The sequence below is a fragment of the Arthrobacter sp. D5-1 genome (genome assembly GCF_017357425.1).
Taxonomy (GTDB): Bacteria; Actinomycetota; Actinomycetes; order Actinomycetales; family Micrococcaceae; genus Arthrobacter.
In genome coordinates this window covers 3444014-3458139 of sequence record NZ_CP014571.1, presented here as the reverse complement: position 1 = coordinate 3458139, position 14126 = coordinate 3444014, and the positions used below count along the sequence as shown (strand labels likewise).

General features: G+C 63.8%; 14 protein-coding genes, 1 tRNA gene and 1 pseudogene. 10 read left to right on the top strand and 6 right to left on the bottom strand.

All coding sequences use genetic code 11. The annotated features are described in order from the left end of the window. Positions 1-55 precede the first annotated feature (55 nt). From AYX22_RS15925 to AYX22_RS15910, 4 genes are all read left to right on the top strand, one after another. Positions 56-1141, top strand: a complete 1086-nt coding sequence (locus tag AYX22_RS15925) for a folate-binding protein YgfZ (RefSeq protein ID WP_207594256.1) — start codon at positions 56-58, stop codon at positions 1139-1141. Further along, positions 1138-1551 (top strand): ankyrin repeat domain-containing protein, encoded by a 414-nt coding sequence (locus tag AYX22_RS15920; RefSeq protein ID WP_207594255.1) that lies wholly within the window; start codon positions 1138-1140, stop codon positions 1549-1551. Before AYX22_RS15925 ends, AYX22_RS15920 begins: the two co-directional genes overlap by 4 nt. 109 nt (positions 1552-1660) lie before the next feature. Further along, positions 1661-2290, top strand: coding sequence for a PadR family transcriptional regulator (locus AYX22_RS15915; RefSeq protein WP_207594254.1), 630 nt, complete (start codon positions 1661-1663; stop codon positions 2288-2290). Beyond that, positions 2274-3794: a DHA2 family efflux MFS transporter permease subunit gene (locus AYX22_RS15910; RefSeq protein WP_207594253.1), complete on the top strand. Its 1521-nt coding sequence runs from the start codon at positions 2274-2276 to the stop codon at positions 3792-3794. The genes AYX22_RS15915 and AYX22_RS15910 overlap by 17 nt, the downstream gene beginning before the upstream one ends. Before the next feature lie 67 nt (positions 3795-3861). Here AYX22_RS15910 and AYX22_RS15905 read toward each other — a convergent pair whose 3' ends face one another. The 5 genes and pseudogenes from AYX22_RS15905 to AYX22_RS15885 form a co-directional block, all read right to left on the bottom strand. Next, a complete protein-coding gene (locus AYX22_RS15905) occupies positions 3862-4611 on the bottom strand; it encodes a GNAT family N-acetyltransferase (RefSeq protein ID WP_207594252.1) in 750 nt (249 codons plus the stop codon). A gap of 17 nt (positions 4612-4628) precedes the next feature. After that, positions 4629-5740, bottom strand: a pseudogene (locus AYX22_RS15900) (ATP-dependent 6-phosphofructokinase). A gap of 193 nt (positions 5741-5933) precedes the next feature. Then, positions 5934-6182, bottom strand: coding sequence for a PspC domain-containing protein (locus AYX22_RS15895; protein ID WP_207594251.1), 249 nt, complete (start codon positions 6180-6182; stop codon positions 5934-5936). A gap of 31 nt (positions 6183-6213) precedes the next feature. Then, entirely contained in the window at positions 6214-6585 is a 372-nt protein-coding gene (locus AYX22_RS15890) for a hypothetical protein (RefSeq protein WP_207594250.1), read from the bottom strand. 1 nt (position 6586) lies between these two features. Then, positions 6587-8128 (bottom strand): PspC domain-containing protein, encoded by a 1542-nt coding sequence (locus tag AYX22_RS15885; protein WP_207594249.1) that lies wholly within the window; start codon positions 8126-8128, stop codon positions 6587-6589. A gap of 125 nt (positions 8129-8253) precedes the next feature. On the opposite strand from AYX22_RS15885, the gene AYX22_RS15880 reads away from it, so the two are divergent. Next, positions 8254-9840, top strand: coding sequence for an ATP-binding protein (locus AYX22_RS15880; protein ID WP_207594248.1), 1587 nt, complete (start codon positions 8254-8256; stop codon positions 9838-9840). Then, positions 9837-10511 carry a response regulator transcription factor gene (locus AYX22_RS15875; RefSeq protein WP_207594247.1) on the top strand — a complete coding sequence of 225 codons (675 nt, stop codon included), beginning with the start codon at positions 9837-9839 and terminating at the stop codon, positions 10509-10511. Before AYX22_RS15880 ends, AYX22_RS15875 begins: the two co-directional genes overlap by 4 nt. Before the next feature lie 113 nt (positions 10512-10624). Here the strand turns inward: AYX22_RS15875 and AYX22_RS15870 are convergent, their stop codons facing one another. After that, positions 10625-11854: a pyridoxal phosphate-dependent aminotransferase gene (locus AYX22_RS15870; protein ID WP_207594246.1), complete on the bottom strand. Its 1230-nt coding sequence runs from the start codon at positions 11852-11854 to the stop codon at positions 10625-10627. 252 nt (positions 11855-12106) lie between these two features. Here AYX22_RS15870 and AYX22_RS15865 point away from each other — a divergent pair. From AYX22_RS15865 to rplK, 4 genes are all read left to right on the top strand, one after another. After that, a tRNA-Trp gene (locus AYX22_RS15865) sits at positions 12107-12179 on the top strand. An 80-nt stretch (positions 12180-12259) separates the two neighbouring features. Further along, a complete protein-coding gene (gene secE / locus AYX22_RS15860) occupies positions 12260-12541 on the top strand; it encodes a preprotein translocase subunit SecE (protein WP_024817604.1) in 282 nt (93 codons plus the stop codon). A gap of 114 nt (positions 12542-12655) precedes the next feature. Next, positions 12656-13510 carry a transcription termination/antitermination protein NusG gene (nusG, locus tag AYX22_RS15855; protein ID WP_089595812.1) on the top strand — a complete coding sequence of 285 codons (855 nt, stop codon included), beginning with the start codon at positions 12656-12658 and terminating at the stop codon, positions 13508-13510. A gap of 130 nt (positions 13511-13640) precedes the next feature. After that, on the top strand, positions 13641-14072 hold the full coding sequence (gene rplK, locus AYX22_RS15850; RefSeq protein ID WP_011775609.1) for a 50S ribosomal protein L11: 432 nt from the start codon (positions 13641-13643) through the stop codon (positions 14070-14072). The last annotated feature ends 54 nt before the right edge of the window (positions 14073-14126 follow it).

The window sequence follows — 14126 nt, the reverse complement described above, 5'->3', positions numbered from 1 at the left end:
CCTGAAATATCGCCACCCCCGGAATACTGCTGAGCTGCAAGGACTTCTACTACATATGACTTACACGAGCCCTCTGTTGTCGCGCCCTGGCGCCGTCGAGGACACCGGCCTGGACGCCGGCGTCGCTGCCCACTATGGCGAGCCGCTGCGTGAGCAGCGTGCCTTGGCAGCCGGCACCGCCGTCGTCGATCTTTCCCACCGGGGTGTGGTGACCGTGTCCGGACCGGACCGGCTCAGCTGGCTCAATACGCTGTCCTCGCAGCAGCTCACCAACCTCCAGCCTGGCGTCGCCAGCGAACTGCTGCTGCTCAGCGTCCAGGGCCGCATCGAGTTTGATGCCAGGGTTATCGACGACGGCGAGACCACTTGGCTGATCGTGGAGGCCGCAGAGGCTGCACCTCTGGCCGAGTGGCTGAACAAGATGAAGTTCATGCTTCGGGTGGAGATTGAGGACGCTTCGGAGCAGTGGGCAGTTCTTGGCGCCACCAAGCCCGTGGAGCAGTTCTCGTCCCGCCTGGTGTGGGAAGATCCCTGGCCGCATGTCAGCCCGGGCGGCTATGCGTACAGCATTGTCCCGGAGGAGTCGCACCCTGGGCTCGAGCGGCCGTGGTTCGAATACCTCGTCCCTGCGGCGGAGCTTGAGCAGACGGTTGAGGGCCTTCCCCTGGCTGGAGCGATGGCTGCGGACGCCCTGCGGGTCGCGGCATGGAGGCCGCGCCTGGGTGCCGAGACCGACGAAAAGACGATTCCCCACGAACTGGATCTCCTGAGGACCTCGGTCCATCTGAACAAGGGCTGCTACAAGGGGCAGGAGACCATCGCCCGCGTCCACAACCTGGGCCATCCGCCGCGCCGCCTCGTGTTCCTGCAGTTGGACGGTTCGCAGCACACGTTGCCGGCTGTGGGAAGTGTTGTATTTGCCGGGGAGCGCAAGGTGGGTACTCTGACATCGGTGGCGCAGCACTTCGAAATGGGACCCGTGGCTTTGGCCGTGATCAAGCGTTCCGTTTCGGCGGAGGAGTCCCTGACGGTGATGGATGGCGAGGAGCCGTACATTGCCGCCCAGGAAGTGATCGTCGCCCCCGACGCCGGCCAGGTTGTCGGGCGCCAGACCGGATTCCTGAAGGGACCCCACCGATGAGCCAGCCCACAGGCCCTGCCGGCCACGACGCAGGTGTCGACGACGAAACGTTGGCCCTTGCCCATGCATTGTTTGATGCTGCCCGTGAAGGCGACACCGACGTGCTTCGGAGCTACTTGAATGCGGGCGCTCCCGCAACCCTGACCAACGCTGCCGGCGACTCGCTGCTGATGCTTGCGGCCTACCACGGGCACGAGGAAGCCGTGCAGGTGATCCTCCATCACGGCGCGGACGTCAACGCCGCCAACGACCGCGGCCAGACGCCCCTTGCCGGGGCGGTGTTCAAGGGCTACACGGCCGTCGCCCGGGCGCTGTTGGATGCAGGAGCGGACCCCGACGCCGGAACCCCCTCCGCGCGTGATGCTGCAACCATGTTTGCGCGGACGGAGATCCAGGCCCTCCTGGGCTGAGTCCTCAAGCACTCAAGCCCGACCGCCCACAGCGGTCGGGCTTATTTGCGCCCCTATATTCCACGTGGAATAGTTGTGGTGGAATATTACTTGCGGAAAGAGGTTTGGCATGCCCAAAGCTGCTGAGCTGACCCCCTTGGGTGTCGCGTCTCTGGCGCTCCTGGCGGAACAACCTCTGCATCCCTACGAGATGTATCAAGTGCTGATGGCGCGGCACGAGGACCGCCTGGTCAAGGTCAGGCCAGGGACGCTTTATCACGCCGTTGGCCGTCTGGAGGAAAGCGGGCTGGTCGAGGCAACAGGCACGGAACGGGAGGGCAACCGTCCTGAGCGGACCACGTACCGGATCACTGACGCCGGACACGACGCCCTGGAAGCCCGGCTCCAAGCCATGCTGTCAACCCCGGTCAACGAGTACCCACTCTTTCCGCATGCCATCGCCGAAGCGCATCACCTCCCTTCCAGCACGGTGGCGGAGCTGCTGGAAGAACGGGTGGTAGCACTCACTGCCGATCTCGACTTCCTGGTCCGGGCGGAGGCCACGGTGACGGCCAAGGGACTTGCCCGTAAGTACTGGATTGACATCACGTATCAACAAGCAATGCGCCGAACGGAGATCGCGTGGATCCGCGGCCTCCTCGAGGAGTTGGGCAACGGGCACCTGCCCTGGGACGAACCCCTGCCGGCTCCATCAGACACTTCACACAAGCCAAAGGAATCCCTTGGAAAACGTAGCTAAGCCGTGGCCCGCGCTGTGGTCACTCGTGGTGGGCTTCTTCATGATCCTCATCGACACCACCATCGTGTCGGTCGCGAATCCGCGGATCATGGAGGGCCTCAACACGGACATAAATGCCGTCATCTGGGTCACCAGCGCCTATCTGCTGGCGTACGCAGTGCCCCTGCTCATCACCGGGAGGCTGGGGGACCGGTTCGGACCGAAGAACCTTTACCTGATAGGCCTGGTGGTCTTCACCCTTGCGTCGTTGTGGTGCGGTCTCTCCGGTGACGTCACCATGTTGATCGCCGCCCGTGTCCTCCAAGGCCTGGGTGCAGCCATGATGACGCCCCAGACCATGGCCGTCATCACCCGAATCTTCCCGCCGGACCGCCGCGGTGCGGCCATGGGGCTGTGGGGAGCTACCGCCGGCATGGCCGTGCTGGTTGGCCCTATTCTTGGCGGCGTGCTGGTGGACAGCCTGGGTTGGGAATGGATCTTCTTCGTCAACGTCCCCATTGGGATCGTGGCCTTCATCCTGGTGATGCGTTTCGTACCGAAACTGACCACCCACACGCACTCGTTCGACGTTCTCGGCGTGGTGCTGTCCGCCGTCGGCATGTTCCTGCTGGTCTTTGGCATCCAGGAAGGCCAGACCTACAAGTGGGGAACGGTCACCGGATTCGTCACCGTTTGGGGGCTGATCATCACCGGACTGGTGGTCCTGGTTCTCTTTGTGCTCTGGCAATGGCTCCTTGAACGCCGGGGCGGGGAACCGCTGCTGCCACTTGGCCTGTTCAAGGACCGCAACTTCTCCCTGGGCAACACCACCATCATGGCCGTCGGTTTCACGGTGACGGCGTTCCCGCTGCCAACCATCTTCTACTACCAGACGGTCCGCGGATTGACGCCCACCCAGTCGGCGCTGCTCATGATCCCCATGGCCGTTATTTCCGGTGCCCTGGCACCGTTCGTAGGCAAGCTCATTGACCGGGCGAATCCTCGATACTTTGCCTCGTTTGGCCTGCTCTGCATGGCAGGAGCCCTCTTCTGGACCGCTGCCCTGCTGGGACCGGACACTCCCATCTGGATGTTCCTGTTGCCCAGCGCGCTGCAAGGTGTTGCCAACGCCTTCATCTGGGGACCGGTGTCCAACGCCACCACCCGCAACCTGGAACCGCGGCAGGCCGGTGCAGGCTCCGGTGTCTTCAACACCACCCGCCAAATCGGTGCTGTCCTGGGTTCAGCGGCCATCGCTGCCCTGATCCAGTCGCGGCTCTCCGCGGAATTGCCCGCAGCCCCGGCCGGTGCTCCCGTGGGCGAAGCGTCCATGGGCGGCGTACTGCCGGAAGCCCTTCATGCAGGATTCTCGACGGCGATGAGCCAGTCCATCCTGCTGCCCGCCTGCGCGATCCTGCTGGGCGCGGTGGTGGCGCTGTTCTTTGGGAAGCCGAAGTCAGTAAAGGGTTGGGGCGGCAGGTCCGCATCCGCGCCGGAAACTGCCAAGGCTGACCTCAACACCTAGGGTCTTGTCCACCTGATGCCCTGAAGAAGACTCCTCAAGGGCATCAGGTGGACAAAATCTGGGGGAATCAGCCGAGCAGCACGCCAGCGTGGAGCCCACCCGTGGCAAAGCCAAGGCTGCGGGCCATCGCGAGCGCTCCGGTGTTGCTGACATCGGCTTTCCACTGGAGGGTCAGCCCGGACGCCAATGCTTCGTGGGCTGCAATGGACGCCGCCAGGGTTCCCAAGCCGCGGCGACGCCACGGAGGCGCCACCAGAACGCCCATGTTGGCCAGGATGCCTTCCCATTCGGAGTAGGCACCGCAGGCCACGGGGGTGGGCGGTGCCTCGTCAGGGTGCATGATGGTGAACCGGTGTTCCAGGCCCTGCAGCCCCACCTCATTGACATCGTCCGGAGGGCACTGCCCTTCAAGGCTGATGGCCTCCGGGTTGCCCCGGGAGACTGTGAGGTCGTCGGAAGGTTGCTGCAGCGGCAAATCGTCAGCGAAGAACAGGGCCGTTGATCCCAGCCCGTGCCCTCCATGGGACCGGGTCAGGGTCAGCAGGGTCACGTGTTGGGCGAGCTCTGTATCAGGAAGTCCGACGGCGGCGTCCAAGGCCCACTGCGGCCCCACCATCGCGGAAACTCCGAAGAGCCTGAGGAAGACCACTGCCCGGGCTGATTCGTCCACGCGGGTGATGCGGTGTGCGGGGTCGCCGGGGTCCGTTGTCGAGTTGGTGAGCCGGGCTGCGGCGGTGGCGAAAGCGTCGTCGTCGAGCCCCAAATGGCGAGCCCACGCCAGCTGGATAATGGCAGCGGACGTGGGCTCAAGAGTCATGGATTCAGCCTAACCGACTAGCCGAAAAGCACAGACGCTTCGTCGTAGCGGTGCTGCGGTACGGTCTTGAGCTTGCCCAGGGCTTCCTCGAAGCCTACGTGGGAGATGTCCGTTCCCTTGAGGGCCACCATGGTGCCCCATCGTCCGTCCACTACGGAGTCGATGGCGGCCATGCCCAGGCGGGTTGCCAGAACGCGGTCGTAGGCGGTGGGGACGCCACCGCGCTGAATGTGGCCGAGGATCGTGGCGCGGGTTTCAATGCCCGTGCGGGCCTCGATCTCGGGGGCCAGCTGGTCCGCGATGCCGCCGAGGCGGGGACGGCCAAAGGTATCCAGCCCGCGCTCGGAGTGCGGGGACTCCATATGTTCCGGAACGAAGCCTTCAGCAACCACTACCAGGGGCGCGCGGCCACGATCGTGGGCTTCCTGGACCCACTCAGTGATCTCCTCGATGCTGACCTTCTGCTCGGGGATCAGGATGGCATGGGCGCCGGCGGCCATGCCGGCGTGCAGGGCGATCCAGCCGACATGGCGGCCCATGACTTCGGCGATCATGCACCGGTGGTGGGACTCCCCGGTGGTCCGGAGGCGATCAATGGCCTCCGTGGCGATCTGGACTGCGGTATCGAAGCCGAAGGTGTAGTCGGTGGCATCGAGGTCGTTGTCCACGGTCTTGGGGACGCCGACGATTTTCAGGCCTGCATCGGTGAATCGAAGCCGAAGGTGTAGTCGGTGGCATCGAGGTCGTTGTCCACGGTCTTGGGGACGCCGACGATTTTCAGGCCTGCATCGGTGAGGCGCTTGGCCGCTGCCAGGGTTCCCTCGCCGCCGATGGCGATGATCGCGTCAATGCCCAGGCGTTCCATGTGGGCTTTGATGACGTCCGGGCCACCGCCGTTTTCAAACGGGTTGGTGCGGGATGTGCCCAGGATGGTGCCACCCTGCTTGGCGATACCGCGGACCATGGTGCGGGGGATGTCAATGACATCACCTTCCACAACACCACGCCAGCCGTCACGGAAGCCCACAAATTCCTGGCCGTGGATGGCGATGCCCTTGAGGACGGCTCCCCGGATCACTGCGTTGAGGCCGGGGCAGTCGCCACCGCTGGTCAGAATGCCAATTTTCATGTTTGCTCACTCATGGCTTGGAGGAATACGTGCAGAGCGCCACGCTGAGCTCCCCATGATTGTAGACGCGCATGTGGGGTGGGACACAAACGGTTACTTTTGAACCCGGCCGTGCGGTAGTGGAAACGTGTCTGAAAACAAAGGAAGCGCCCCGCCTGGTGGCGGGACGCTTCGTGTGCTTTGTGACCGGGACTTACCGGGAACGCTGGCTGATGAACGATTCGAGGGCGATCTTATTGTTCTGGTCCGGCAGGATCAGCCAGCCAAGGATATAGATCACGAACGCGGGTCCCGGCAGCAGGCAGAAGAGCAGGAATGCCACCCGGACGTATGCCACGTCCACCCTGAGCTTGGCCGCGATTCCTCCGCAGATCCCGCCCAGCCAGCGTTGCGGTCCACGCTTCAGGCCGAAGCCCCTGACGATGCTGAAGAACTTGTCCATGGCTACAGACTTCCCTGTTGTGGTTGCTTTGTCACTTCGTAGTGGTCACTTTTTTGGAACCTTTGCGGGCGGAGAGGAGTCCTCCCACTACCAAGGCTGCTCCTGCACCGATCATCAGGCCTATCAGGACGTACGTGCCGTTCAGTGTGACCCAACCGAGCGTTGAGATGACGATCAAGGCCGCCAGGGCTATCACGATCAACCCCCACACCACGGTGCCGATCCGGGCTTGCCGGGGCTCGTCGTCGTCCGCGTGCTCCACCTGGAAGCTGCGCTCCAGCGGTGGCGTCAGCGGGATTTCCTGGAGCCGTGGCTTGGGCAGGGCCTCGGTGGGGTTGGTTTCTTTGGGCAGGGGCACTGTGGGCTGGGCTTCGTTGGCCTTGCCGGGCTCGTTGGTGCTCATGTCAGTTTCCTTCCTGGATGGTCACGTTGCTGAACGTGCCGTCGATTTCCACCACGAGGTTGGCTCCGGGCTTCCCGGTGTTGTACAGGGTCCGCTCGTCCTGGAGCCGGCCGCCGCGGTCCGAGCCGCGTTCGTTGAGGTTGCCGAAGGTCATGTCCGCCCTGACTTCCACAGGCACGTCGTCGGGAATGATGACCGTCACGTTGCTGGCGGTCGCATCAACGGGGATCAGGACTTCGGAGATCAGCGGGGGATTCATGGTGATGTCGGTCAGGTCCACCACCCCTTGGGCGCCGGTGACGTCGATCCCTTGCCGCGCTTGCTCCAGGGATGTGGGTGCCCAGTTCACGTCGTGGAAAGTGAAACGGTCTCCGTCCCTGGGGACCACGTTGAAGATCCCGCCGATGATGAGGGCAGCCACTGCAAGGAAACCAAGGAACCCTGAGGTCCGGCCGCGGAGCCCCGCGACCAGGATGCCCAGGCCCAGGACTGCGGCACCGGTGGCCCACACCACGGCGTTGGCGGAGTTGCCCAACTCAATGACGTTCCCGGCGTCGAGCGCTTTCAACGTACCGCCGGCCAGCAACGCAGCTCCGGCGGAGACTGCCACGATCGCAGCCCCGGGTCCCTTGCGCTTGGGGGCGGCGGGCTGGGGCTGCCAGTCCTGCGGGGGAATGGGGCCCTGCGGTGGACGGGGGCCGGACGGATTGGACGGGCTGTAAGGACCCGACGGCGTGTACGGGCCCGATGGCGGTACGGCGCCGGCGCTGTGACCATGGAGGTTGGTCCCGTGCTGGCCGACGCCGTAGACAGGGACGCCCGTGTTGCCCGCGGTCGAAGTCCCATACGCGGCAGACGGTCCGTAAGCGGTTGACGGCCCGTGGGCCACTGGCGTCCCCGGTGCGGGGGTTCCGTACGCGGAGGTCTTCCCGGGTGCTGCGGAATAGTTCTGCTGGCCCATGGGCGGAGTTCCCTTCGAAGCTTTGTTGCGTTGGACCAGGAAGTAGATGAGGTAGAAGATGCCACCCATCCAGAACAGCGTCCAGAACAGGCCAGGCAATCCGTCCCAGCCCCAACCCCAGAATCCCCGGCCCAGGCTCGGGAGTCCGATGATCGTGGTGATCAACGCGCCGGTCATGCCTCCGGACCAGCGGCCGGCAGCTGCTTCCTGGACGTGGATGCGGCCATCGGGCTCCGGCAGGAGGGCCCAGGCAATGCCGTAAAGCAGCACCCCAACGCCGGCGAAGAGCGCCAGGACAATGAAGATGCCCCGCACAATCAGCGGATCGATGCCGAAGCGGTGGGCCACGCCGCTTGCGACGCCGCCAATCCAGCGGTCCGGTCCGCGGCGGATGCCTTGGTTGCGGATCCAGTCGAAGAAGTTCTCCTGGGAAACGGCCGGAGCGGCGCCGGCCGGCGGGTAGTTGCCATTGTCCGGACCAGTTCCCGCGGAAGTGCCGGCGGTGGGTCCTTGCTGTGCGCCGGAGGTGCCGGCAGTGCCTGGCGTTCCGGGTTCCTCTGGATTGATGCTGTTCGCGTTCATACTTCGATCCTGCCGCCCCGCCCGTCCTTCCCTCTACTGGGGGATACCCTGAATGACCCCTGAGGGACCCCCGAACTACGCTGGTTTCCAGTCCGGGTCACCCTTATCCGTGTTTGGATTGGTACATGACTACCGCTGTACAACGCCCCGTGCTGGTTCGCAGCAGCGACCGCATGATTGCCGGCGTCTGCAGTGGGCTGGCAGATCACTTGGGCTGGCCGGTCAAGTTCGTCCGGCTTGGCATGATCCTGGCGTGTTTCGCCGGCGGCGCTGGCGTGGCTTTCTACGCGTGGCTGTGGACCATGGTTCCCACGGCGGATGAGAGCGCCAAGCGCAATGCCCGCCGTCCGGCGTCGCCCATTGCTCCTGCCGTAAGCCTGCCGCCCAATGGTGGAACCACGCCTGCCGGATTCACACCAGGCGCTGGAAGTCACCAGGCATCGAAAACGTACGACGCCGGATGCCCACCATCGGCGGCCGGCGCACCTCCTGTCCTTGGTTCCGTCCCGGTGGGCGGGCCGTTTCCCGGGGCAGCTGCTGGCCATCCGGTCCCGGGCGGCAGCGACGCCGCGGGCCGTGGTCAGGTTCCCGCTGCTGAACCTGCAGGGTTTGGCAGTCCCACCGCCGCGTGGGACTGGGCGGGCAGCGGCGGTGGGGGCGGCTTGGCATCCTGGTTCTCCTCACGGCGTATCCAATATGGCAAGGAAATCCTTCTCGGCGCGGCCCTGCTCCTGGTGGCCGCCATCCTGATTGCCCGCCAGTTCGGCGTCGACGTTCCCCTGGGGACCCTCATACCGGCTGCGGCCATCCTGGGCGGTGCGGCTATCGCCTGGATGCAGCTCGACGAAACGCGCAGGGCCGGCCTGGTGGACAAGACGAAAGCCGATCAAGCCGGGGGCTGGGTCCGGCTGGCAGCCGGGCTGGCGCTGGTGGTGGCGGGCGTCCTGGTCATGGTGTCCGGCTCGGGATCGTGGGAACAGACCTGGCTGGCGCTGCTGGCGTCCGTGGCCGTCCTGGGTGGGGTTGCCCTGGTTCTGCTGCCCTGGGGACTGAAGTTTTGGAAGGACCTGGAAACCGAACGGGCAGGACGCATCCGGGAGACAGAACGCGCCGAGATTGCCGCCCATCTGCACGATTCCGTGCTGCAGACCTTGGCGCTGATCCAGCGCAGGGCGGGGTCGGAGCAGGACGTCGTACGGCTTGCCAGGGCACAGGAACGCGAACTCCGGGCCTGGCTTTTCAGTGATGCAGCCAAGGAATCAGGGCTCCTGGCCGAGCGCATCAAGGCTGTCGCAGCGGAGGTTGAAGACTCCCAAGGCCATGCGGTAGAAGTGGTGGCGGTGGGCGATACCGACATGACGGAGCGGCACGAGGCCATGGTGCAGGCAGCCCGTGAAGCGATGCTCAACGCCGCGCGGCATGGCGGCGGAGCGGTGTCCGTGTACGTGGAGAGTACTGCGGGCACTACGGAAATCTTCGTCAAGGACCGCGGTCCCGGCTTCGATCCGGAAGCTGTTCCGGACGACAGGCTGGGCGTCAAGGAATCGATCATTGGCCGGATGAAGCGGCACGGTGGCACAGCGACCATCAACAGCAGCAGCGACGGAACGGAAGTCCGGCTGACCCTGCCGTCCGCCAACGGCGACGCGGGCGAACAACGGAACAGTGAAACCCGGAACAGTGAAGCCCGGAATGGAGAAGCGAAGCAATGAGCACCAACCCCCAGAATGGTCCAGGACGCACGGTGCGGGTGGTGATCGTGGATGACCACACCATCTTCCGGTCCGGGCTGAAGGCCGATCTCGATGCCCGCATGGACGTCGTGGGAGAAGCCGGAACGGTGGAGCAGGCCATCGCCGTCATTGCCGAAACCCGCCCGGAGGTGGTGCTCCTGGACGTTCACCTTCCCGGCGGACTGGGCGGTGGCGGCCGTGAGGTCATTGCCGGATCGACCGCGTTGCTGGGAACCACCAGTTTCCTGGCGCTCAGTGTTTCGGACGCAGCCGAGGACGTGGTCTCCGTCATCCGCGCCGGTGCCCGTGGGTATGTCACCAAGACCATCTCCGGCAAAGAGATTTCCGATGCCGTGATCAGGGTGGCCGATGGCGACGCAGTCTTCTCACCGCGGCTTGCGGGCTTTGTGCTGGATGCGTTCGGTACTGCTCCGGCGGATATCGCGGACGACGAACTGGACAAGCTTTCTGCGCGCGAACTCGAAGTCATGAGGCTCATCGCGCGGGGATACAGCTACAAGGAAGTCGCCAAGGAACTCTTCATTTCCATCAAGACCGTGGAAACCCATGTTTCGGCCGTCCTGAGGAAGCTGCAGCTCTCCAGCCGCCACGAGCTCACCAAGTGGGCGGCCGAGCGCCGCCTCCTCTAACGCCCGTTCACTTCCCGTCGGGTTTTCCCGATCGCTCTCTCAGATCCCGCGCCTTAAACGCAAACGCTCTCCCACCTACCGATGGTGGAAGAGCGTTTGCGTTGGCTGGTTGCTTACTTGGCCTTGCCCAGGAATTCCTGAATGCGGCGGACACCCTCGGCGAGGTCTTCGTCGCCCAAAGCGTAGGACAGGCGGACGTAGCCGGAGGGCCCGAACGCTTCACCCGGAACCACGGCTACCTCAACCTCGTCGAGGATGAGGGTGGCGAGTTCAGCAGAGGTGGAAGGACGGACGGGACCGTTCGAAGTCTCAAATTCCTTACCCAGCAGCCCACGGACGTCCGCGTACACGTAGAAGGCGCCGGTCGGCGTCGGGCATTCAACGCCGTCAATCGCGTTGAGTCCGGCGACGATCGCTTTGCGGCGGCGGTCGAAGGCTACCTTCATTTCGTCGACGGCGGTCAGCGGACCCGTGAGGGCAGCGGCGGCGGCCACCTGCATGATGTTGGAGACGTTGGACGTCGCGTGCGACTGCAGGTTGGTGGCTGCCTTGATGACGTCGGCCGGGCCAATCATCCAGCCAACGCGCCATCCGGTCATGGCATAGGTCTTGGCCACACCGTTGAGGATGACAACTTTGTCGCCCAGTTCCGGAGCGGCAGTGGCGATGGAGGTGAACTCCACACCGTCATAGGTCAGGTGCTCGTAGATTTCGTCCGTGACAACCCACAGGCCCTTGGACGCGGCCCATTTGCCGATCTCCGCAACTTGCTCCGGGCTGTAAACGGCACCGGTGGGGTTGGACGGGGAAACGAACAGCAGGATCTTGGTCCGGTCCGTCACGGCTGTTTCCAGCTGCTCGACGGTCACCAGGTATCCCTGTTCCGGCCCGGCGAAGACCTCAACGGGAACGCCGCCGGCGAGGCGGATGGCTTCCGGGTAGGTGGTCCAGAACGGGGTGGGAATGATGACCTCGTCGCCCGGATCCACCAGTGTAGCGAAGGTGTTGTACACGGCCTGCTTGCCGCCGTTGGTCACCAGCACCTGGGAGGGGTCAACCTGGTAGCCGGAGTCCCGCAGGGTCTTCTCTGCGATGGCCTTCTTCAGCTCAGGGAGGCCGCCGGCGGGGGAGTAGCGGTGGTACTTCGGCTGGCCCGCAGCTTCAATGGCGGCCTGGACAATGTAATCCGGGGTGGGGAAATCGGGTTCCCCGGCACCGAAACCGATCACGGGACGGCCTGCGGCCTTCAGTGCCTTGGCCTTGGCATCAACGGCAAGGGTGGCGGACTCGGCAATGGCGGAGATTCGCTGTGAAATGCGGGCGGTAGTTGTTCCGGCAGACATCTATGTACCGTTCTTCGCAGGCAGCTCGTGGGCTGGATGATGGGATTCGACGTAAACTACCTTATGCTGTTCTGCGGACCTCCCGCGTGCCTGCCGGACTTTGTGACTGATAATGCTGATCACAGGTTTTTAGGGCTGGGGGGACCGGAAACGGGCCGGTTCGACTATCGCGAAATTCTTGCGTAGACTGGTTCACCGGTGTTGAAAAGCACCACAGGCTGAAGTGCGGCCTGAAACATGGATTCGATCCATAGGGTAGTGGCGCAATTGGTAGCGCAGCGGTCTCCAAAACCGCAGGTTGCAGGTTCGAGTCCTGTCTGCCCTGCGCAAGCTGTCCCGGCGGAAACGCCGGGGCAAGCGCAGCAACCATGGCTCTGATCAGAGTCGGGTCAACGACTTTGCAAGGTGAGTGAGGACCAGGTGACCGAAACAGCTGCCAGCAGCTCGAAGGGCCGTCCCGCCAAGAAAGCCGATCGTGGCTTCTTCGCCCGTATTGCTCTCTTCGTCCGCCAGGTCATTGGTGAACTGAAGAAGGTCGTTGCTCCCACCCGCAAGGAACTGATCAATTACACGCTCGTGGTGCTGGTGTTCGTGGCCATCATGATGCTCATCGTCACCCTTCTGGACCTGGCCTTCGGCACGGGAGTCAGCTGGGTCTTCGGTGGGTCAGGGGCTACGGACCGCTAAGCGGATCTGTCCGCAAACTGTGTGAAATTCCTCGGTAATTCAGGAGTTTTGCGGGGTTTGCGGAATTGAGCCATTTAAATAGGCATGTTAGGCAATGAGGAAGCAGGAGACCAAGTGTCTGAGCAGGAGCTCGAGGTAAACGAGACTGAGCTGGAAGAAACTGAGGGCGCTGCAGTTGAGGCTGCGGAAGAGTCCGAGGTTGATTCTGCTGCGCCCGAATCTGCCGACGCCGATGATTCCGAAGAGGACTTCGAAGCTGACGTCGACGCCGAATCTGATGACGCGTCCGGCGATGTTGCAGACGAGGACGACGCTTCGGAAGAGTCCGACGGCGACGACCTGGCAGCCGCCGCTGCTGCAGCTCCGGCCGATCCGGCCGAAGAATTCAAGGGCAAGCTGCGCCGCCAGGAAGGTGACTGGTACGTCATCCACTCCTACGCAGGTTACGAAAACCGCGTGAAGGCAAACCTTGAGACCCGTATCCAGACCCTGGACATGGAAGATTACATCTTCGAAATCCAGGTCCCCATGGAAGAGGTCGTCGAGATCAAGAACGCGCAGCGCAAGGTCATCAACCGCGTTCGCATTCCCGGCTACGTCCTGGTCCGCATGGACCTGACCGACGCCTCCTGGGGCGCCGTTCGCCACACCCCTGGCGTCACCGGCTTCGTGGGCAACGCCCACAACCCCGTGCCGCTGCGCCTTGACGAGGTCTTCTCCATGCTCGCCCCGGTCTTCGAGGAAGAGCAGGCAGAGCAGGGCAAGCCGGTCAACAAGCAGAACCAGGCTCCCGTGGCCGTCGACTTCGAGGTCGGCGAGTCGGTCATCGTCAAGGAGGGCCCGTTCGAGACCCTTCCGGCAACGATCTCCGAGATCAAGCCCGAGTCCCAGACCCTGGTGGTCCTGGTCTCGATCTTCGAGCGCGAAACCCCGGTGACGCTCGCATTCAACCAGGTCACCAAGATCTAGCTGATTCCAAAATTTCGCTCCAGTCCTGCCTGCTTAGCAGTTCGGGAGCGGCCGGCCGCCTCGCCATGGCGGCCAAAAACCTGGGACGCGCTCCTGTGCCCCAGGAAGCTATTGAGAGAAGGACCCTACATTGGCTCCCAAGAAGAAGGTCACCGGCCTCATCAAGCTGCAGATCCAGGCAGGTGCCGCTAACCCGGCCCCGCCGATCGGTCCTGCGCTTGGCCAGCACGGTGTCAACATCATGGAATTCTGCAAGGCGTACAACGCTGCAACGGAATCCCAGCGCGGAAACGTTATCCCGGTGGAAATCACGGTCTACGAAGACCGTTCCTTCACCTTCATCACCAAGACCCCGCCGGCTGCAGAGCTCATCAAGAAGGCTGCAGGCGTCGCCAAGGGTTCAGCTACCCCGCACACCGTCAAGGTTGCCAAGCTGACCCAGGCACAGGTCGAGGAAATTGCTTCCACCAAGATGGAAGACCTCAACGCCAACGACATCAAGGCTGCTGCCCTGATCATCGCCGGCACCGCCCGCTCCATGGGTATCACCGTAGAAGGCTAGTAGTCTTCGAAGGCCATTGTGGCCTTCACCCGCCGGGCAACCGGCATCTGAAAC

What these genes read in the sequence shown, in the direction of transcription:
- AYX22_RS15905 (WP_207594252.1), bottom strand. Translation starts at nt 4,611, where the DNA reads ATGACTCTTGAGCCCACGTCCGCTGCCATTATCCAGCTGGCGTGGGCT.
- AYX22_RS15915 (WP_207594254.1), top strand. Translation starts at nt 1,661, where the DNA reads ATGCCCAAAGCTGCTGAGCTGACCCCCTTGGGTGTCGCGTCTCTGGCG.
- AYX22_RS15875 (WP_207594247.1), top strand. Translation starts at nt 9,837, where the DNA reads ATGAGCACCAACCCCCAGAATGGTCCAGGACGCACGGTGCGGGTGGTG.
- AYX22_RS15885 (WP_207594249.1), bottom strand. Translation starts at nt 8,128, where the DNA reads ATGAACGCGAACAGCATCAATCCAGAGGAACCCGGAACGCCAGGCACT.
- AYX22_RS15895 (WP_207594251.1), bottom strand. Translation starts at nt 6,182, where the DNA reads ATGGACAAGTTCTTCAGCATCGTCAGGGGCTTCGGCCTGAAGCGTGGA.
- AYX22_RS15870 (WP_207594246.1), bottom strand. Translation starts at nt 11,854, where the DNA reads ATGTCTGCCGGAACAACTACCGCCCGCATTTCACAGCGAATCTCCGCC.
- AYX22_RS15890 (WP_207594250.1), bottom strand. Translation starts at nt 6,585, where the DNA reads ATGAGCACCAACGAGCCCGGCAAGGCCAACGAAGCCCAGCCCACAGTG.
- AYX22_RS15880 (WP_207594248.1), top strand. Translation starts at nt 8,254, where the DNA reads ATGACTACCGCTGTACAACGCCCCGTGCTGGTTCGCAGCAGCGACCGC.
- AYX22_RS15920 (WP_207594255.1), top strand. Translation starts at nt 1,138, where the DNA reads ATGAGCCAGCCCACAGGCCCTGCCGGCCACGACGCAGGTGTCGACGAC.
- AYX22_RS15925 (WP_207594256.1), top strand. Translation starts at nt 56, where the DNA reads ATGACTTACACGAGCCCTCTGTTGTCGCGCCCTGGCGCCGTCGAGGAC.